The sequence below is a fragment of the Dasania marina DSM 21967 genome, assembly GCF_000373485.1.
In the GTDB taxonomy this organism is placed as follows: domain Bacteria; phylum Pseudomonadota; class Gammaproteobacteria; order Pseudomonadales; family Dasaniaceae; genus Dasania; species Dasania marina.
Map to the genome: position 1 here is coordinate 382,811 of NZ_KB891576.1, position 19,964 is coordinate 402,774.

The 19,964-nt window shown below is 45.9% G+C and carries 16 protein-coding genes; 2 read left to right on the forward strand and 14 right to left on the reverse strand.

Annotated features, from left to right (window positions below):
* Positions 1-350 precede the first annotated feature (350 nt).
* From B067_RS0106340 to B067_RS0106350, 3 genes are all read right to left on the reverse strand, one after another.
* Entirely contained in the window at positions 351-539 is a 189-nt protein-coding gene (locus B067_RS0106340; RefSeq protein ID WP_019529231.1) for a lipopolysaccharide assembly protein LapA domain-containing protein, read from the reverse strand.
* 60 nt (positions 540-599) lie between these two features.
* Entirely contained in the window at positions 600-2,021 is a 1,422-nt protein-coding gene (locus B067_RS0106345) for an OmpA family protein (RefSeq protein WP_083921370.1), read from the reverse strand.
* Between the two features lie 87 nt (positions 2,022-2,108).
* A complete protein-coding gene (locus B067_RS0106350; protein WP_019529233.1) occupies positions 2,109-2,729 on the reverse strand; it encodes an RNA polymerase sigma factor in 621 nt (206 codons plus the stop codon).
* A 130-nt stretch (positions 2,730-2,859) separates the two neighbouring features.
* Here B067_RS0106350 and B067_RS0106355 point away from each other — a divergent pair, with 130 nt between their 5' ends.
* On the forward strand, positions 2,860-3,729 hold the full coding sequence (locus B067_RS0106355; protein ID WP_019529234.1) for a LysR family transcriptional regulator: 870 nt from the start codon (positions 2,860-2,862) through the stop codon (positions 3,727-3,729).
* 238 nt (positions 3,730-3,967) lie between these two features.
* Here B067_RS0106355 and B067_RS0106360 read toward each other — a convergent pair whose 3' ends face one another.
* From B067_RS0106360 to sdhC, 11 genes are all read right to left on the reverse strand, one after another.
* Entirely contained in the window at positions 3,968-5,074 is a 1,107-nt protein-coding gene (locus tag B067_RS0106360) for an OmpA family protein (RefSeq protein ID WP_019529235.1), read from the reverse strand.
* Between the two features lie 237 nt (positions 5,075-5,311).
* Positions 5,312-6,529, reverse strand: a complete 1,218-nt coding sequence (locus B067_RS0106365) for a cyclic di-GMP phosphodiesterase (protein ID WP_026244469.1) — start codon at positions 6,527-6,529, stop codon at positions 5,312-5,314.
* A gap of 186 nt (positions 6,530-6,715) precedes the next feature.
* On the reverse strand, positions 6,716-7,588 hold the full coding sequence (sucD, locus tag B067_RS0106370) for a succinate--CoA ligase subunit alpha (RefSeq protein WP_019529237.1): 873 nt from the start codon (positions 7,586-7,588) through the stop codon (positions 6,716-6,718).
* Complete coding sequence (gene sucC, locus B067_RS0106375) at positions 7,588-8,754, reverse strand: ADP-forming succinate--CoA ligase subunit beta (protein WP_019529238.1); 1,167 nt, start codon at positions 8,752-8,754, stop codon at positions 7,588-7,590. Before sucC ends, sucD begins: the two co-directional genes overlap by 1 nt.
* Before the next feature lie 217 nt (positions 8,755-8,971).
* Positions 8,972-10,408 (reverse strand): dihydrolipoyl dehydrogenase, encoded by a 1,437-nt coding sequence (lpdA, locus tag B067_RS0106380; RefSeq protein ID WP_019529239.1) that lies wholly within the window; start codon positions 10,406-10,408, stop codon positions 8,972-8,974.
* A gap of 76 nt (positions 10,409-10,484) precedes the next feature.
* Positions 10,485-11,684 (reverse strand): 2-oxoglutarate dehydrogenase complex dihydrolipoyllysine-residue succinyltransferase, encoded by a 1,200-nt coding sequence (gene odhB, locus B067_RS0106385; protein WP_019529240.1) that lies wholly within the window; start codon positions 11,682-11,684, stop codon positions 10,485-10,487.
* A 54-nt stretch (positions 11,685-11,738) separates the two neighbouring features.
* Positions 11,739-14,573, reverse strand: a complete 2,835-nt coding sequence (locus B067_RS0106390) for a 2-oxoglutarate dehydrogenase E1 component (protein WP_026244470.1) — start codon at positions 14,571-14,573, stop codon at positions 11,739-11,741.
* A 383-nt stretch (positions 14,574-14,956) separates the two neighbouring features.
* On the reverse strand, positions 14,957-15,664 hold the full coding sequence (locus tag B067_RS0106395) for a succinate dehydrogenase iron-sulfur subunit (RefSeq protein ID WP_019529242.1): 708 nt from the start codon (positions 15,662-15,664) through the stop codon (positions 14,957-14,959).
* A 13-nt stretch (positions 15,665-15,677) separates the two neighbouring features.
* Entirely contained in the window at positions 15,678-17,450 is a 1,773-nt protein-coding gene (gene sdhA, locus B067_RS0106400) for a succinate dehydrogenase flavoprotein subunit (RefSeq protein WP_019529243.1), read from the reverse strand.
* A 6-nt stretch (positions 17,451-17,456) separates the two neighbouring features.
* Positions 17,457-17,819 carry a succinate dehydrogenase, hydrophobic membrane anchor protein gene (gene sdhD / locus B067_RS0106405; RefSeq protein WP_019529244.1) on the reverse strand — a complete coding sequence of 121 codons (363 nt, stop codon included), beginning with the start codon at positions 17,817-17,819 and terminating at the stop codon, positions 17,457-17,459.
* Complete coding sequence (sdhC, locus tag B067_RS0106410; protein WP_026244471.1) at positions 17,813-18,187, reverse strand: succinate dehydrogenase, cytochrome b556 subunit; 375 nt, start codon at positions 18,185-18,187, stop codon at positions 17,813-17,815. The genes sdhD and sdhC overlap by 7 nt, the downstream gene beginning before the upstream one ends.
* Before the next feature lie 472 nt (positions 18,188-18,659).
* Between sdhC and B067_RS0106415 the strand changes: the two genes are divergently transcribed.
* Positions 18,660-19,943 carry a citrate synthase gene (locus B067_RS0106415; RefSeq protein WP_019529246.1) on the forward strand — a complete coding sequence of 428 codons (1,284 nt, stop codon included), beginning with the start codon at positions 18,660-18,662 and terminating at the stop codon, positions 19,941-19,943.
* The last annotated feature ends 21 nt before the right edge of the window (positions 19,944-19,964 follow it).

The window sequence follows — 19,964 nt, forward strand, 5'->3', positions numbered from 1 at the left end:
CGGTGCAACAAAGTAATGAAAAAAATATAACGCACCGCATAAAGTAAGGCTTAATAACCACGACCTAAATAATTGTTGTTTTTTATCACACACAATAAGCAATTAATTTACGGTATTAACCCACCACAGGAGCCGGCACCTGAGTGCGTCTAGCCATATCAAAAAAGGGACCTTACAGCAGTTTTACCGATACTTTGTCATCGACGTCTTTTCTATAGCTACCCATATCTTTATCTGCAAAGGCTATCTTGATTGGAGCGTTAGCAATAGTGCGGTGCAAACCGAATGGGTAAGACGTGGGGTCTGTAACAAGGCACTAAGGCAATACAAATTAGCGCTATAGAAAGCTATTATTTCGGCTTTTTAAGCCAATGCAAGCTATAACCAAATAGAACACCCATAGAAAAAATAAGTGTTAACAGCACTACCCTAGGTAAAGACAAGCTCCAAAATAAAAAACTCACCTCTACGGCCGCTAAGTTTTGCACCAACAACACCATAAATAGAACCAATAAAAACCCCATCAGTAAACGTGGCATAGTAACTCCTTAAGCGATTAAAAAAAGAACTGGGGCCTTACTGCCCCAGTTCTACCCAGCCTATAGACGAGGCTTTATTAACAAATCTATTCTTCTATTTTTCAAACGTCCATTATCCGTTTCATTACTAGCCACCGGGCGTGACTCACCAAAGCCGGTAGAACTAATAGTATCAATCGCCATGTTCGCTTTTATGTATTCCATAACGGCATCGGCACGTTGCTGAGAAATTCTCAAATTAAGCGCATCGCCACCAAAAGAATCAGTATGCCCTTCCACTACCACCTCGGCGCCGGGAAACACTTGTAAAGCCTCAATAACCTGCTTAAGCAAACTAAAGTATTTCGACTCTATAACAGATTGGCCCGTACTAAAGTTAAGCCCTACCATACGTATTAGCACATTTCCTGACTGTCTATAAACTTGGGCCTGCTCTGAACTAAACAGCGATTCAATTTTAGAGAACTTAAGCCGCATTTGCTCTTGCTGCTTTATACGATCTGATTGTATACCCAGTTTACTTTCCAGGCGAACGACCTCTTTCTCTAACCCTAATATATCCTCTCTACGCTGACTTAACTCATAAGAATCTTTACGCAGTATACTTAGCTTAGCTATGATTTGATCTATAGGCTTATCCAGACCCTCGTCAAAATCTACGGCTAAATCTAACTCATTAGCCACTCTATCAATAGCCCGCTCTGCCTTAATAATGAAATCCTCCAAGCTTAACTTATCATCATCAACCTCTTCAACAATATCACTTAGATACAATGCGTGTTTAGCTTCATATTTTGCATAACGAGCCAACGATCTAGCGCCATCAGTATCGTAACGGTTTTCTTCCAGTTCTTTTTCAGCTTTGGCTAAAAACTGCTTGGCTTGTAATAAGGTCTTAGGGGCATAATCTTTGACATCACCATCCTCAGCCTTATCAATTAACCGCTTAGCTTCTGACAAATAGTTTGTTTTAATAGCCTGTAACTCAGCACTACGATAAAACTTTAATGCATCCTCCCCTTTTTTTCTTGCTGAACTGACACTACCTGACTCTAATTTTTTAGCCGCTGAAGAAAAGCTTTTTTCTGCTTCATTCCACTCTTTTTTTGCATATTTCCCTGATTCGGCGGCTTCTGCATCATTGCGCGCCTGTATCACTTCGGCAAAAGTCACCTCAGCTAAGCGTGTCGCCTGGATGGCAGCATTTAAATATTGCACAACATCCTGTAAATCTTCATTGATAGCATCTATATTTCTTTTTCTTTCAAGCTTCTTCTCAGCTGATCGATAGTTATCGGCGGCCTTCTCATAATTTTCAGGTGCTAATATATTTGCCCTAGCAGCATTAGCCGCGCGTAAAGCATCATCAGCTTGTGAAAACAAGGATGCCCGTAGATCTTCATCATTGGCTACAGCTGACATAGACATAGCCGCTGTAATTGCTGCTGCCATTAGTATTTTTTTCGATGTTAGTTTCATCATACATTCCTTTTTAAATTTAACTATTTTATAAAATAGATTTTTAGTGCAGGTACCACCTAATAATCCTTCGCCTGCTATTCTTGGTCGCTAAGCAAATAGTCTTTGCTCACTACTTTCATGTGCATATATTTTTTTAAACTGATCAATAGATCTATATAACCGCATTTTGCAGGCGCTAAGGCCTATTCCCAACACAACACTTATCTCCTCTAAACTCATTTCACTAAAAAAACGCAACTGTAATATCTCGCTAACCTGTAGCGGCAGATTACTCAGCGCGTTACGGACATCGTCAATAGTTAAATCGGCTAAACCCGACAAATGTCTCTGATCCATTTCATACAAGGTGATCACAGCCTCCTGTTGACCTGTCATTTCGCTGCGCTGACGCTTACGAACTTGGCTAACACATTGGTTATGTACAATGGTATGCAGCCATGTACGCACGGAAGAACGGCCTTCAAATTTGGGTAATGCTCTATACATTAAAATCACCACATCTTGTGCAGCATCATGGGCGTTGGCCTCATTAGCTAAAATATGTAAACAACGCTGCTTAATCCAGCTGTAATGGTGCTTAATAAGCACACAGCGCGCCCTCTCACCCAAAACGCTATCTATACGGGCTAAACGCACTAGCGTGGTCTCCTCGCAGCCAATATTCATCGCTAGCGGTAAGCCTGTTGGTTTTGTTTGTTCATTATTCATGCTTATCTCTCCACATTGATAACCATTACTATCTCCTGTGATAGCAATAGCAGACAGTGTAAGAACACCTGCACGACAAATAAAACGGTATTTATTGGACACATTTGTAAAAATAATTTATCGTGCTCTCATGAATTTAGAGCTATTACGCACCTTTTTAGAAGTACACCGCCTACGCCACTTTGGCCAAGCAGGCGAAGCCTTACACCTCAGCCAGGCGGCCGTAAGCTCACGCATACGCCAATTGGAGGCCTTATTAGGGGTGGCTTTATTTAAACGCCAATATCACGATTTACAGCTAACCCCCGAGGGCCACCGCCTACTTCGCCACGCCGATAAGATTTTGTCGGATTGGCGCAAAGCTAGGCAAGAAGTAGCCTTAGGCGGGGCTCAGCAGCAAATATCCCTAGGGGGCAGCCTGCGGCTATGGGATGTAGCACTACAAGACTGGTTTCACAGCTTGCGGACACAACTACCCAAACTTGCCATTATTGCGGAAACACATACCCCCGAACTGTTAACCCGGCGTGTATTAGATGGCCATCTAGACATCGCTTTTATGCTAGAACCCGCACAACTAGAAACCCTGCAAATTCAAGAAGTGGCATTAATAGAATTAGTGATGGTAAGTGCCACAGCAAAGCTCACCGCGGAGCAGGCATTAAGCCAAGATTATATTATGGTGGATTGGGGCCTAAGCCATGCACTACAGCATCGCAGGCTATACCCCGACGCCCCCGAACCACAGCTGCGAGTTGCCCAAGCTAAAATGGCGCTCTCGCATATGTTGGCAATAGGAGGCAGCGCCTATTTACCCGCAAGAATGATCGCCACAGAGATAGCAGAAAAAAAATTACATATAGTGACCGACGCACAGCCTATAGAAAAGTATGCCTATGCGGTCTATCCGGTGAGAAGTGAAAAACAGGCGCTAATTGATAAAATTCTGCCGTTCTTTGAATACAGTAAACCTATCAATATAAGGTTACCGCCAACATAGTGATTAGCCCCTGCTGACTAGGCCATGGTTTTTTTCCTTTTAGCTCCTAGCTCCTAGCTCCTAGCCAATATTTTAGCGCCGCCATCATCACATCCACATAAAGCTTATTAGTGGTGTATTAATAATAAAGGGGCGTAGCACTTACGCACTACACCCCTATTTTATTTAACAACAATAGCTTAGTTCTATTTTATTTTTTCACTAACACTACCTGTTCTTGCACTACTTATTCCACCACTTATTGCACTACCGTTTTTGTTAGCGCCGCTATTACCCGACGATTTTCTTTACGACCTTCGGCAGTATCATTGCTAGCTATAGACATAGACTCACCATAACCTTTCACGGTGACACGTTTTTCGGCAATACCGTAACGCGAGACTAAAGCGTCTTTAATAGACTGCGCACGCTTAGTTGATAACGTTTGGTTAAAGGCTTCTGAGCCTGAGCTATCCGTGTGGCCTTCTATGATCACGTTTAAGTCGCTAAACTTTTTCATAAATTGCGCTAACTTCATAACTTCAGCATCATACACAGGTAAAAATTGGGCCGTGCCTGAATTAAAGCTTACCTTTAAGCGTATTTCTTCTACACGGGTGGCTTTCACTTTGCAGCCCACTTTATCAACCTTGTCGCCTTTAAGGGTATTAGGGCATTGGTCTATATTGTTCGCAACACCATCGCCGTCATTATCTAATGCACAACCTTTAGCATCTACCGGCGTAGCCGCTGGCGTATTAGGGCAAGCATCGACGCTATCAACAACACCGTCTCTATCTCTATCTCTATCAACAGGCTTGGGCGCTACAATCATAGCAAGCGTAGCCTTGCTCGCGCCAAAGCGATAAGAAACACCCATGCCTAAGGCGGTATCATTAGTTGAGTCATCAAAACCGTGTATACCGCGTACATCGGCCCATAAACTAAACTGCTTATTTATTGCATAGTTAACACCTACGCCAATATTGGCCTGTGTTTCTTGCTCATCAAAAAAATCACTTTCAAAATCAGCATGGCCGATACCCATAGAAAAATAAGGCTGTATTTTTGAACCCTGATTAAAATAAAGATATTGGTTGATATAGGCGCCATAAATATCGACATCATTACCGGCGCTCTCTGTTTCGCCATCATTACCCCATACCTGTAGCTCAGTACCCCAGCGACCGTATTGATATTCCAAACCCAAGGATCCGCCGACACTGTCTTCTTCTAATTGGCGTTTATTATCAAAATGTAATGCTTTAAGGCCAGGTTTAACCTGCCACGATGACTCTTCAGCATGAACCCCATTAACAGTTCCTAGCCCTGCAATAACCGATAGCGCTAATATTTTATTTCTCATAACTTACCTCTTAGTTTAGTTTTTTATAACTGGATGTTTTTCATTCATCGCATAACTCTGTGAATAAAAATACTGAGTCCTTATAAACTTAAGACGAAAGCAAGCCTCTAAGAGTCACATTTAATTATATAAACTAGTTATGAAGAGGGGGAGGTGTTTGACTACTATGGAGATTGCGCGATACACAACACGGTCATTAAACAATCAACTGAATTACCGTGCAGTATCACAATAAGGCTACTGAGGCTGCCATAAATCCTCTAAATTTTTAAAACCCCACTGCTCAGCATTTTCTAGGCCTACTATGCGATCTTTACAGCGTGGCGCAGCTAAATCGACTAGTTCTATGGCGATAGGGCCTTTGGGCTTGGTGGCAAAAAACACTTTAACTAGCGGGGCCAACAACCGCCCTGATGTTTGCTCCATCACTACCGCCAAGCGCCCAGTCTCCAACCTAACCAAAGCGCCTATAGGGTAAATACCAATAATTTTCACAAAGGCTTGTAATATCTGCGGGTCAAAATGGCCCTGCCAAGAAATCATACGCTTTAGCGATAAGGCTGGGTCCCAGCCTTCTTTGTACGGTCTGGTTGAGGTAATGGCATCATAAACATCGCAAACCGCAGCCATGCGCGACAGCAAGCTGATATCTTCGCCCTTTAAGCCTTGGGGATAGCCTGTGCCATCAAATTTTTCATGGTGGTGCAGCACTATATCCAACACCTCTAGCTGCTTTGTTTTGTTAGCTTGCAGTAATTTATAGCCTTCTGCCGGGTGTGTTTTCATCACACTAAATTCTAATTCGCTGAGCTTGCCGGGATTGTTCAGTATTTCCAGCGGCATCATGGCTTTACCTAAATCATGCATTAAGCCACCCACCCCCGCTAAACTTATCTGTTTTTCACTCAAGCCCAACTCCCGCGCCAGCGCTATCATCATGGCGCATACCGCCACGGAGTGCATATAGGTATAGTTGTCACAGGTTTTAAGCCTAGCCATGGTGATTAAGGTATCGGCACTACTACTCACGGACGATGATATTTCATCCACTAGTGGCTGCGCCGCATCCACGTTCACCACCTTGCCCATGCGCACATCCTGAAACATGCTAGTCATCGCCTCTTTCGAGGACTCACAAATCGCCTTTGCACGTCGCCATTCGGCCAATTTATTTTTCTGCTTGTTGGCAGTGGGCTTAGCAGGGTCGGTACTGGCAGCAGCTACCTTAGCTGGTGTATCGGGCTGAGTAGCGGGAGAAACTTCAAGCTGCACATCTAAGCCTTTATTGGTATCGATAATAACCTCAGCCACACCGCTATCGATAATCGTCTTAATATCTTTGGGGTTTTTCAGTAAAAAAGCACTGCGCCAAAAAGGGTGTTGCACCCATGAGCCACATAACTTGTGCAGGTACATGCCGGTAATCAGTTTTTTAACAGGGATTGTTTTTAACATCAAATTCATTATCTTTTTAAACGATAAAAACAGTGTAGCAAATCTTAGCCAAGGCGAAAGTTTCCACCCCTTGTCGTACATTTTATAACCAGAAAGTATTGCCGCTAAGCCTGATAAGTATGTATAGCCAGCCAAAAAAAAGGGCGCTAAATTAGCGCCCTTTTTTATTACTGCATTAAAGCAAGCTTACCAACCGGTAATCTCAGCCAATGCTTCACCTATGTCAGCCAAGCTGCGTACGGTTTTAACACCGGCATCTTGTAAGGCTGCAAACTTCTCGTCAGCAGTACCTTTACCACCAGAGATGATTGCACCGGCGTGACCCATGCGCTTACCGGCAGGCGCTGTTACGCCAGCTATGTAAGATACTACAGGCTTGGTTACGTTAGCTTTGATGTAAGCCGCTGCTTCTTCTTCTGCAGTACCGCCTATCTCACCAATCATAACAATCGCTTCAGTAGCAGGGTCTTCTTGGAACAACTTCAAGATATCGATGAAGTTAGAACCAGGAATCGGGTCGCCGCCTATACCTACACAAGTAGACTGACCAAAGCCAGCATCAGTAGTTTGCTTGACCGCTTCATAGGTCAACGTACCTGAACGCGATACTATGCCTACTTTACCTGGCAAGTGTATGTGGCCAGGCATGATGCCGATTTTACATTCACCCGGGGTGATAACACCTGGGCAGTTAGGGCCAATTAACACTACACCTAACTCATCGCACTTCACTTTACACTCAAGCATATCCAAAGTAGGAATGCCTTCGGTAATACAAACGATAAGTTTAATGCCGCTGTTAGCCGCTTCTAAGATAGAATCTTTACAGAAAGGCGCAGGTACGTAGATAACAGAGGCATCAGCACCGGTCACTTCTACTGCTTCAGCAACAGTGTTGAATACAGGCAAACCTAAATGCTCTTGGCCACCTTTGCCAGGTGTAACACCACCTACCATTTTAGTGCCGTATGCTATCGCTTGTTCTGAGTGGAAGGTACCCTGTGAACCAGTGAAACCTTGGCAGATAACTTTAGTGTCTTTATTAATTAGGACGCTCATTATTTGCCCTCCGCTGCTTTAACCGCTGCATCTGCAGCTTCTTTTAAGCTGTTAGCGGCAATAATATTTAAGCCGCTTTCCGCTAGTATTTTTGAACCTAGTTCTGCGTTGTTACCTTCTAGGCGTACAACAACAGGCACTGTAACGCCCACTTCTTCAACGGCGCCAATAATACCTTCAGCAATTAAGTCACAACGTACGATGCCGCCAAAGATGTTAACTAAAACCGCTTTAACTGAATCATCAGAAAGAATAATTTTGAATGCTTCAGATACACGCTCTTTAGTTGCACCGCCCCCTACATCTAGGAAGTTAGCAGGTTGGCCACCGTGTAGTTTAACAATGTCCATAGTACCCATAGCCAAGCCAGCGCCGTTAACCATGCAGCCGATGTTGCCATCGAGTGCTACGTAGTTAAGTTCCCACTGAGCTGCTTGTGCTTCGCGTGCATCTTCCTGTGAAGGATCGTGCATAGCGCGAACCGCTTCTTGACGGTATAGCGCGTTGCCATCCACACCAAGTTTGGCATCTAAGCAGTGCAAGTTACCTTCTTCAGTAATAACCAAAGGGTTAACTTCGATAAGGGCTAAATCTTTGTCTTGGAACAATTTTGCCAAGCCTAAGAAGATATGTACGAATTGCTTAACTTGTACGCCTTCTAAGCCCAGTTTAAAAGCAAGCTCACGGCCCTGATAAGGCTGTGCGCCTGTCATGGGGTCGATTTCGGCTTTCAGAATTTTCTCTGGGGTTTCTTCCGCAACTTTCTCAATCTCAACACCGCCTTCAGTAGAGGCCATGAATACGATACGACGCGTAGAGCGATCAACAACCGCACCTAAGTACAGCTCTTGCGCAATATCGGTGCAAGTTTCAACTAATATTTTAGAAACAGGCTGACCTTTTTCGTCAGTTTGGTAAGTCACTAAGTTTTTGCCCAACCAGTGTTGAGCAAAGGCTTTAATGTCTTCTTTGTTATCTAGCAACTTAACGCCACCCGCTTTACCGCGGCCACCGGCGTGCACTTGGGCTTTAACTACCCACTTGTCACCGCCTATGCGATCAGCTGCCTGAGCAGCTTCTTCGGGCGTATCACAGGCATAGCCTTTTGATACAGGTAACCCGTATTCAGCAAACAGTTGCTTGCCTTGATACTCGTGAAGGTTCATGTTGATTTACCATTTTGGTCTGTGGATTGATGCAGCTACCGGTCACTTAAAATAATTAAGCTCGGGCTACTCCAGTTATTGTACTGCCCTGCATTAATTAAGGTTAAAGCGCACAGTAGCAAAATTGGGGGGCGTATTTTGGCGAATTTTCATGCTTACCGCAAATGTTTTGCTTAGAGGGCTATTGTACGCTCGCCAATAGCCCTAAGCACATGAATTACTTACGCTTTTTCTTGTTTGGAATATGTATGGCGTGGCCAGAAACCGCTAGCGCCGCCTCATGCACGGCCTCAGACAAGGTAGGATGTCCGAAAACCGTCAGTGCAATATCCTCGGCACTGGAGCCAAACTCCATAGCGATAACGATTTGCTGCACTAAATCAGCCGCGCTGGGTCCTACGATGTGACAACCCAAAATGCGATCGGTTTCGGCGTGAGCAATCATTTTCACCATGCCTGCTGTTTCATTGGCTGCCATCGCTCTGCCGCTAGCGGCAAAGGGAAACACACCTATATTGTAAGCGACGCCATCAGCTTTTAATTGCTCTTCCGTTTTACCTACAGCCGCCACTTCCGGGTGAGTATAAATAACACCGGGTATGGTCTCGTAGTTCATCGCTGCTTTTTGGCCTACGATGCGCTCGGCAACCATAACACCTTCTTCCGAACCTTTGTGCGCCAACATGGGGCCACGCACCACGTCACCTATGGCATACACACCCGGCACGGCGGTTTCACAGTAATCGTTAACAAATATAAAGCCGCGCTCATCCAAGGACACGCCGCTGTCAGCAGCCAATAAGCTTTGGCTTTGTGGCCTGCGGCCTACACAAACAATCAACTTATCAAATACTTGTTGTTTTTCGCCTTCGGCATCGCTGTAAGTAACGGTAACTTCTTTACCTTTTACTTCTGTGCCGGTTACGCGGGCGCCCATACGAATATCTAGGCCCTGCTTCTTAAGAATTTTTTGGGTTTCTTTGGCGATTTGTTTATCCATAGCCGGTAAGAAGTCGTCCAACGCTTCTAACAGCACCACTTCTGAACCTAAACGGCCCCAAACACTGCCCAACTCTAAACCTATAACACCCGCACCTATCACACCTAGACGCTTAGGGGTTTCGCTAAAATCTAATGCGCCGGTAGAGTCTACAATAACCTTTTGGTCGACAGGCGCCGGTGGAATGGCTACGGGCAATGAGCCCGCAGCTATCACGATATTGTCGGCTTCTAACACCTCTACCGAACCATCGGCTTTAGTGACTTCAACTTTTTTACCGGCCAATACTTTACCAGTACCTTCTATCACATCGACACCATTGGCTTTAAACAAACCGCCTACACCCGTGGTCAGCTGCTTAACAATATCGTCTTTCCTAGCAATCATAGTAGGCACATCTATAGAAACGCCTTTAGCGCTAATACCGTGCAGATCAAAATCGTGCTTAGCTTCGTGGTATTTGTAGGTGCTATCCAATAAAGCCTTAGACGGTATACAGCCCACGTTTAGGCAAGTGCCACCTAGGCCAACTTTGCCTTGCTTACTCTTCTCTTTTTCTATGCACACTGTTTTTAAGCCCAGCTGTGCTGCGCGTATCGCTGCCACATAACCCGCGGGGCCTGAACCAATAACTACTACATCGTAATTAGCCATAATATTTCCCATTACTAGCGCTCTATAAAGAACGCTTAAAGTTTCAAACTATTGTATTACTGCCTATCGCCGCCACTTACAACTCTAAGAGTATGCGCGCAGGCTCTTCTAGCTGCTCTTTAATGGCCACTAAAAATTGCACAGCTTCTTTGCCGTCAATTAAGCGGTGATCATAAGACAGCGCCAGGTACATCATAGGGCGTATTTTAACTTCGCCGTTCACCGCCATAACACGCTCTTGGATTTTATGCATACCCAAGATAGCGGTTTGTGGCGGGTTTAAAATAGGTGTCGATAACAAGGAGCCAAATACGCCGCCATTAGTGATGGTAAAGGTACCGCCCTGCATTTCATCGATGCCCAGCTTGCCACCTTTAGCGCGCAAGCCAAAATCACGTATGGTGTCTTCTACTTTGGCAATACTCATTTGATCAGTGTCACGTAATACCGGTACCACTAAACCTTTCTCTGTAGACACGGCCACACCTATATCTTGATAGCCGTGGTAGACAATATCGTCACCGTCTAAGGAGGCGTTTACCGCAGGGAAGCGTTTTAGTGCTTCGGTGGCGGCTTTGACAAAAAAGCCCATAAAACCTAAGCGCACACCGTTGTGAGACTTTTCAAAAATATCTTTGTATTGCTTACGCAGCTCCATAATAGCGCCCATGTCTACCTCGTTAAAGGTGGTTAACATGGCGGTGGTATGAGTGGCCTCTAATAAACGCTCAGCTATGCGCTTGCGCAGCCTAGTCATGACTACGCGCTTTTCTGGGCGCTGGCCGGGGTCTAGTTCAACCAAAGGTGCAGGGTCAGCGGTGACCGGCTTCGCCACAGGGGCTGGCGCGGGTGCCGATTTTAAATGCGCAACGACATCTTCTTTAGTGACTAAGCCACCCTTACCGGTAGCCTTGATAGTGTCAGCGTTAAGGCTGTTTTCTTTAATCAGCTTTCTAGCCGCAGGGCTAACTTTATCGCTACCGCTAGCAGTTACGGTTTCTTCTGCTGCTGCAGGCGCAGCTTCGGCAGCAGCAACTTCACCGGCGACAAAACGACCAATCAATTCGTCACTTAAGACTGTTTCGCCTTCGCCTTTAATAATTTCTGTCATTGAACCATCGGCGGGGGCCAATACTTCCAAGACAACTTTGTCCGTTTCTATATCGACGATAATTTCGTCACGCGCTATCGCTTCGCCAGGTTGCTTATACCAAGTTGCTATGGTGCCGTCGGCTACCGATTCTGGAAAAGTTGGAGCTTTTATTTCTATGGTCATATTATGTCCTTACACCCATTAATACAGTATGAGTCTGATCTATAGGTTAAAAATTCAGTGTAAATCTAAGGCTTCGGCGATGAATTGGTTCTGCTGCGCCACATGCAGGGCTAAGTAACCTGCTGCTGGCGATGCAGACGCTTCACGCCCCGCATAATCTAAATAAATTTTAGGGTTAAGCTCATGAACAGCCCTGCGCATATGATGCTGGCTGGAATACCAAGCACCCTGATTCATAGGCTCTTCCTGACACCAGCTCACCTCTGTAGCATTAGGGTAGCGTAATAGTATTTCTATCAGGTCTTCATGAGGGAAAGGGTAAAGCTGTTCTATACGTACAATAGTTATATCCGTTTTACCGCTTTCCAGTAAGGTATCACGCAGGTCGTAGTAAATACGGCCACTGCACAATACGATGCGCTTCACTGCCGCCTTATCTTCTACATCGCTACCATCCATCACGGTGTGGAAATGACCCTCCGACAATTCTTCCAAGGTTGACGTCGCATCTTTATGCCGCAATAAACTTTTCGGTGACATCACAATTAACGGCTTGCGCAATGGCCGTATACCCTGCCGGCGTATCATATGAAACACCTGTGCCGGGGTACTGGGCACGCAAACTTGTATATTATGCTCGGCACATAATTGCAAAAAGCGTTCTAAACGGGCTGAGGAATGCTCTGGCCCCTGCCCTTCGTAACCGTGTGGCAACAACATAGTCAGGCCACATAAACGCTGCCATTTGTGTTCGCCGCTGGTAATAAACTGATCGATAACCACCTGCGCGCCATTGGCAAAATCACCGAACTGCGCCTCCCAAATTACTAAGCCTGCAGGTGCGGTGGTGGCGTAACCGTATTCAAACGCCAATACCGCTTCTTCCGATAGCAGTGAGTCAAAAATAGTAAACTCAGGCTGGTCTTCGGCTAGATTTTTTAGCGGTACATAGGCGCTGCCATCATTTTGATTGTGCAGCACGGCATGCCTGTGAGAGAACGTACCACGGCCTACATCCTGACCCGTTAGGCGCACCGGGTAACCGGCCTCCAACAAAGTACCGTAGGCTAAGGTTTCAGCAAACCCCCAGTTTATAGGCAAAGCACCGGCCAACATTTTGCGGCGGTCTTCATAAATTTTTGACACCTGCCGCTGTACCGGGAAACCTTCCGGTACAGTATTCACTCTGACGGCTATTTCTTGTAGCTGCTTTAAATCTATCGTGGTATCGGCAGGGCAATCCCAGTCGTGGCCTATATAAGGCGACCAGTCTACGAACAACTCTTTATCGGGTTCGTGCACCAAGCTTTTAACCACATGCTGGCCGCTCTCTAAGCTGGAGCGATACTCGTTCATTAACTGTTCGTCTAGCTCTTTGCTGAGTACGCCTTCGGTAATCAAGCGATCCGAGTATAAATCGCGGGTGGTGCGCTGCTTTTTAATAAGCTTATACATCAGCGGCTGCGTGCCCGAGGGCTCGTCCGCCTCGTTATGGCCGCGACGGCGATAGCAAACTAAATCGACTACCACGTCTTTTTTAAACTCCTGACGGAAATCAGTCGCTATTTGGCTGACAAATAGCACCGCTTCGGGGTCGTCACCGTTGACATGAAAAATCGGGGCCTGCACCATTTTCGCCACGTCGGTACAGTATTCGGTAGAGCGAGTATCTTCACGACGACTGGTGGTAAAGCCCACCTGGTTGTTAATCACTATATGTATGGTGCCGCCGGTTTTATAGGCGCGGGTTTGCGACATTTGGAACGTCTCCATCACCACACCCTGACCAGCAAAAGCAGCATCGCCGTGTATGACTATGGGAACAACCTTATCGCCAGCTTCGTCCTTACGTCGGTCTTGACGGGCACGTACTGAGCCTTCTACCACAGGTGAAACAATTTCCAAATGTGAAGGGTTAAACGCCATCGCTAGGTGCATTTCGCCACCTGCTGTCATCACGTTGGATGAAAATCCCTGATGGTATTTTACATCAGCTGAACCATGGTATTCGGCCTTACCTTCAAACTCGGCAAACAGCTCTGCCGGTTTTTTACCAAAGATATTAACCAACACATTAAGGCGACCACGGTGTGCCATGCCTATAACCATTTCTTTGGCGGCATAGGAGCCACTGCGCTGCACCATGCAATCCAACATGGGAATCAGGCTTTCCCCACCCTCTAAACCAAAACGTTTAACGCCAGGGTACTTAGAAGCCAGCGACTTCTCCATGCCTTCGGCGGCGATTAAACGCTCTAATATATGGGTTTTTACTTCTGAACTAAATTCGGGTTTGGAACGCACCGATTCCATGCGCTGCTGTATCCACTGACGCTCTTCGGTGTTCACTATGTGCATAAACTCAGCACCTATAGAGCTACAGTAAGTATGCTCTAGGGAGTCTATGATTTCTTTGAGTGTAGCCTGGTCTTTGCCTATAAACAGGCTACCGGTTTGGAATACGGTTTCATGATCAGCAGAGGAGAGTTGGTGGTAGTGTAAATCTAAATCGGGTATGGCTGGGCGCTGCTTTAAACCCAAAGGGTCCAGCTTGGCATGTTGATGGCCACGTTGGCGATACGCACTGCACAACTGGATAACTCTTACCTGTTTGCGCTCATGATCGCTTACTGCAGTATCAGATTCTACCGATAAAGGTTTTACCCGTGTTTTGGCTAACTGCGCAAAGTGTTCTCTAACGGTTGAATGCGGCACATCTTGTTTGCTGCCCTCGTTAACCCGCGGTAGCTTTTCAAAATATTCACGCCATTCTTCTGATACAGCATTGGGGTCGAAGAGGTATATTTCATACATATCCTCAACATAGGCCGCATTGCCACCAGAAATGTGGGAACTGCTCCATAGCAATTCCATTGGGCTTTCTTGCATTACTGTCCACCTTTTTTGAAGTGTGGGGACTGGTCGTGTAAACCATGACAATCAAATAAAGAAATAATGAAATATAACGACTGAAGCCCCCTTTTCAGTATGGATATACCACTATTCCCCAGTTAAGCAGCACGTCTTTTGAACGCACTACCTTGTAAAAGCGACACCCATCCACTTTTACCAATATTGCTGCGAAGAAGATAATACCGCTAGCAATAAAGTTACTGGCGTGTAAAAAACTTAATGGATTACATTCGGTTTTTTTACACGCCAGTAGTGTAGCTGTTATATAAAAAAATTCGTAGTCATTATTTAAACTTTCATTTTAAACACGGCCTGCTTATTAGCCGTGTTTAAAATTTATACCGTTTAATACAGGCAACTTAGGTTGCGCTGCGCAATAACATATTACGAATATGGCCTATGGCCTTAGTTGGGTTCAAGCCTTTAGGGCAAACATTGACACAGTTTTGGATACCGTGACAACGGAACACACTAAAGGGGTCATCCAAGTCGGCCAAACGCTCAGCGGTAGCCGTATCACGGCTATCAATTAAGAAGCGGTATGACTGCAACAAACCTGAAGGACCTATAAAGCGATCAGGGTTCCACCAGAAAGAAGGACAAGCCGAAGAACAGCAGGCACACAAGATACACTCGTATAAACCATCTAACTTTTCGCGCTCTTCCGGTGATTGCAAACGCTCAATTGCTGGCGCTGGCGTATCATTGATCAAGAATGGCTTAATTTTTTCGTATTGCTTATAGAACAAGCCCATATCAACCACTAAATCACGAACAACCGGTAAACCTGGCAACGGACGCAGAATTAAGGTGTCACCGCCTTTTAATGCCTCGGATAAAGACATAATACAAGCTAGGCCATTTTTACCGTTGATATTCATGCCATCAGAACCACACACACCCTCACGGCATGAACGACGGAATGAAACACTAGGGTCATTGCCCTTCATTAGCTCCAATACATCTAGAACCATTAAGTCTTTGCCACCCGTATCCACTTCCACAGCCTGCATATACGGCTCTTGGTCAGTCTCAGGGTTATAACGATAAATACTAACTTTCAACATTGCAGCAAACCCCTTAGTAAGTACGAATTTTTGGCTCGAATGGTTCAACAATATTCGGCTTGAAGTTTACCGCACGCTTGCCCACACGCTTGTCTTCTGGGAAGTACATAGAGTGGCACAACCAGTTTTCATCATCGCGATCCGGGAAGTCGTCACGCGCATGTGCACCGCGGCTTTCTTTGCGCTCTTCGGCGGCTATCGCTGTTGCTTCGGCCACTTCAAATAAGTTGTTCAACTCTAGGCGTTCGATACGCGCGGTGTTAAACGCATTACTCTTATCTTCCAGATGCGCATTTTCAATACGGCCACGTAGGTCAGCCAGCTTTTTAATGCCATCTTGCATAAAGTCGCCGCGACGGAATACGCCGAAGTGGTTTTGCATAACATTTTGTAGCTCTTTACGCAGGTCAGCCACTTTTTCGCCACCGGTACTTTCGTTGGCTTTGTTCAATCTAGCCATTGAAGCTTCGATGTCGCTCTCAGACGCATCACGTAAATCGATGCCTTCACGTAACGACTTCTCGATGTGCAGACCAGAAGCGCGACCAAACACAACAAGATCAAGCAGTGAGTTACCACCCAAACGGTTAGCACCATGTACCGATACACAAGCAACCTCACCACAGGCGTATAAGCCTTCGATGATTTTTTCATTGCCGTTAGCATCCAACGTTAAGGCCTGGCCATTAACATTGGTAGGCACGCCACCCATCATATAGTGACAGGTTGGCACAACAGGGATAGGCTCTTTAACAGGATCTGCATGGGCAAAGGTACGTGACAATTCACAAATGCCCGGCAAGCGGCTTTCTAATACTTCTTCGCCCAAGTGATCTAGTTTCAAGTAAACGTGATCACCATCGGGGCCACAACCGCGGCCTTCTAAAATTTCTAAGGTCATAGAGCGAGCAACAACATCACGGCCGGCCAAATCTTTGGCATTAGGCGCGTAACGTTCCATAAAACGTTCGCCGTCTTTATTGATCAAGTAACCACCTTCACCGCGACAACCTTCTGTAACCAATACACCTGCACCCGCAATACCGGTGGGGTGAAACTGCCACATTTCTATATCTTGTACCGGTACACCAGCACGTAGTGCCATGCCAATACCGTCGCCGGTGTTGATGTGGGCGTTAGTGGTAGAGGCGAATATACGGCCGGCACCACCGGTGGCGAGTACCGTAGCTTTTGATTTAACGTGTACGACTTCGCCAGTTTCTATGCAAATGGCGATAACACCGGTTACGGCACCGTCTTGGTTTTTAATTAAGTCTATGGCGTACCATTCGTTTAAAAAAACGGTTTCGTTTTTCATGTTGCCTTGATACAAAGTATGTAACAACGCATGGCCGGTACGGTCAGCCGCCGCACAAGTACGTGCAGCCTGGGTAGGATTATCAGGGCCTTTAGACTGGCCACCAAAAGGGCGCTGATAAATACGACCCTCTTCGGTGCGCGAGAAAGGCAAACCCATGTGATCTAATTCGTAGATGGCTTCTGGGCCTACGTTACACATGTACTCGATAGCGTCTTGGTCACCGATGTAATCGGAACCTTTAACGGTATCGTACATATGCCAGCGCCAATCATCATTGGGATCCGCAGAAGCAATTGCACAGGTAATACCACCTTGCGCTGATACTGTGTGCGAACGGGTAGGAAATACTTTAGTGATTACCGCAGTTTTATAACCCGACTGTGATAACTGCAGTGCTGCGCGCATACCCGCGCCGCCACCGCCGACGATAAGGCCGTCGTAGGTAATAGTTCTAATATTAGACATAATTTTTTAGCTCCACAAAATCTGGATGCCCCAGACTACATAAGTGAATAAGACGGCCGCGCATATCGCTTGAAAAGTAAGACGGATAAAGGTGGCCTTACAACCCAGAGTGCGCTCTGTTAAGTAATCGGTAGAGACTGACCACATACCTATCCAAGCATGCATGGCGATAGCCAAAATAGCCGCAGCGCTAAAAACACGCATAGCGGTATTTTCAAATAAGGACTTCCACTCTTGGTAATCAGGGCTGCACACTAGCAACACATAAGAGATGAAAATCACGTACGCCAACAACACCACAGCAGTGACGCGTTGCATTATCCAATCAGAAAGGCCACTGCGACCTAAATTGGTAACTGAAGTTACCATATACACACCCCCACTAAGGCTATTAATACAATAGATACGGCAAAGACAATTTTAGAGCCAGCAACACCGCCCTCAAAAGACTCACCTATACCCAAATCCATGATCAAGTGCTTAACACCTGCCACAGTGTGGTAAATCAAAGCAGATAACACTGCCCAGACGATTAATTTACAAAAGAAAGAGCCGGTACTGGCCTTAATTGCATTAAAGCTTTCTTCGCTGCTTAATGAAGCATCGAGTATCCACAGTAATACGGCAACTCCAGCAACGAGTATCACACCTGAGATACGGTGCAAAATCGATACGTAGGCAGTAATTGGCAGATCTATGCTGCCAATATCGAGATTTACAGGTCGTTTATCATTCACGGTTTTTATCACACTTGTCATGGCCCCAAGGGGCGGTTCAATGGAGTGAAGCGACATTCCAAACAGCCAACGTATGTAGATTGTTGTTACTATTTAAACACTTGAACTGATATTAGAATTCGCGCGGAATTATAGGCTGATACTTTTTGAAACACAAACAGCTATGCTTGCCAATTCATAAGCCACTACAGAATAGCCTATGCATGGCTAATACGACACCGTCACTAGCGAGCTTCTGGCTGTGCAAATAGTAAGCAGACGGAAGCAGCAACTGGCCATAGGCCAAAAAAGATATAACGACTATAAATAAAACAAATACGAAAGCAGGCCCCAGACTATGGGGGCGACTGCTACCATTCTACACCACTCCAGAAAATCCAATTGACAAGACTAGGCAAAACTCTATAGTGATCCGATATCTAAAAATGAACATAAGGCAGCAGCTACAACGCACTGCTTTCAGGAGTTTTGCATGTCAGATAAAAAAGCCACGCTAACCATAGCCGGTAAAGACCCTATTGAACTTCCTATCTATTCAGGCTCTTTAGGCCCTGACGTTGTTGACGTTAGCGCCCTCACTGCCCAAGGCATGTTTACCTATGACCCAGGCTTTGTTTCTACAGCGGCCTGCGAATCGAAAATTACCTATATAGATGGTAATAAAGGCATATTACTACATGGCGGCTACCCTATAGACGAGCTAGCCGAGCACTCAGACTACCTAGAAACCTGCTGGCTACTATGGAACGGCGAGCTGCCCACTAAAGAAGAAAAAGAACGCTTTGTTGAATTAGTCACCCAGCACACCATGGTGCATGAGCAACTATCTGCCTTCTTTAAAGGCTTTAGGCGCGACGCCCACCCCATGGCCATTATGTGTGGCGTAGTAGGCGCTCTTTCCGCCTTCTATCACGACTCTTTAGATATCACTAGCGACAAGCACCGCCAAAAATCAGCGATACGCTTAATTGCCAAAATGCCTACCATTGCGGCCATGGCTTACAAGTTCTCTATAGGCCAACCCTTTACCTATCCGCGCAATGACTTGAACTATGCTGAAAACTTTTTATATATGATGTTCAGCAATCCCTGTGAAGAGTTCCACGTCAGCCCCGTGCTGGCCGACGCCATGGATAAAATCTTTATACTCCATGCCGATCACGAGCAAAACGCCTCTACTTCTACTGTACGCTTAGCGGGCTCTACCGGCGCCAATCCTTTTGCCTGTATATCAGCGGGCATAGCCGCGCTATGGGGCCCCTCACACGGTGGAGCCAACGAAGCAGTACTTACTATGTTAGAGGAAATTGGCGATGTTTCGCGCATAGACGAGTTTGTCGCCAGAGCGAAAGACAAGAACGACCCCTTCCGCTTAATGGGCTTTGGCCACCGCGTATACAAAAACTTTGACCCACGGGCCAAGGTGATGAAAAAAGCCGCTGACGACGTGCTGAATGAGCTAGGCGTGCAAGACCCTCTACTGGCTGTCGCTAAGCGCCTAGAAGAGATAGCCCTAGAAGACCCCTACTTTATAGAGAAAAAGCTCTACCCCAACGTAGACTTTTACTCAGGCATTATTTTAAAAGCTATGGGCATACCTACCAGCATGTTCACGGTAATCTTTGCTGTAGGTCGCACCCCGGGCTGGATAGCGCACTGGAACGAAATGATAGCTGCCAACTCTAAAATTGGCCGCCCTCGTCAGTTATATGTTGGCCCAACACAGCGTAAGTTTGTACCGCTGGATAAGCGCTAATCATCAGCTAACTGTTAAAAG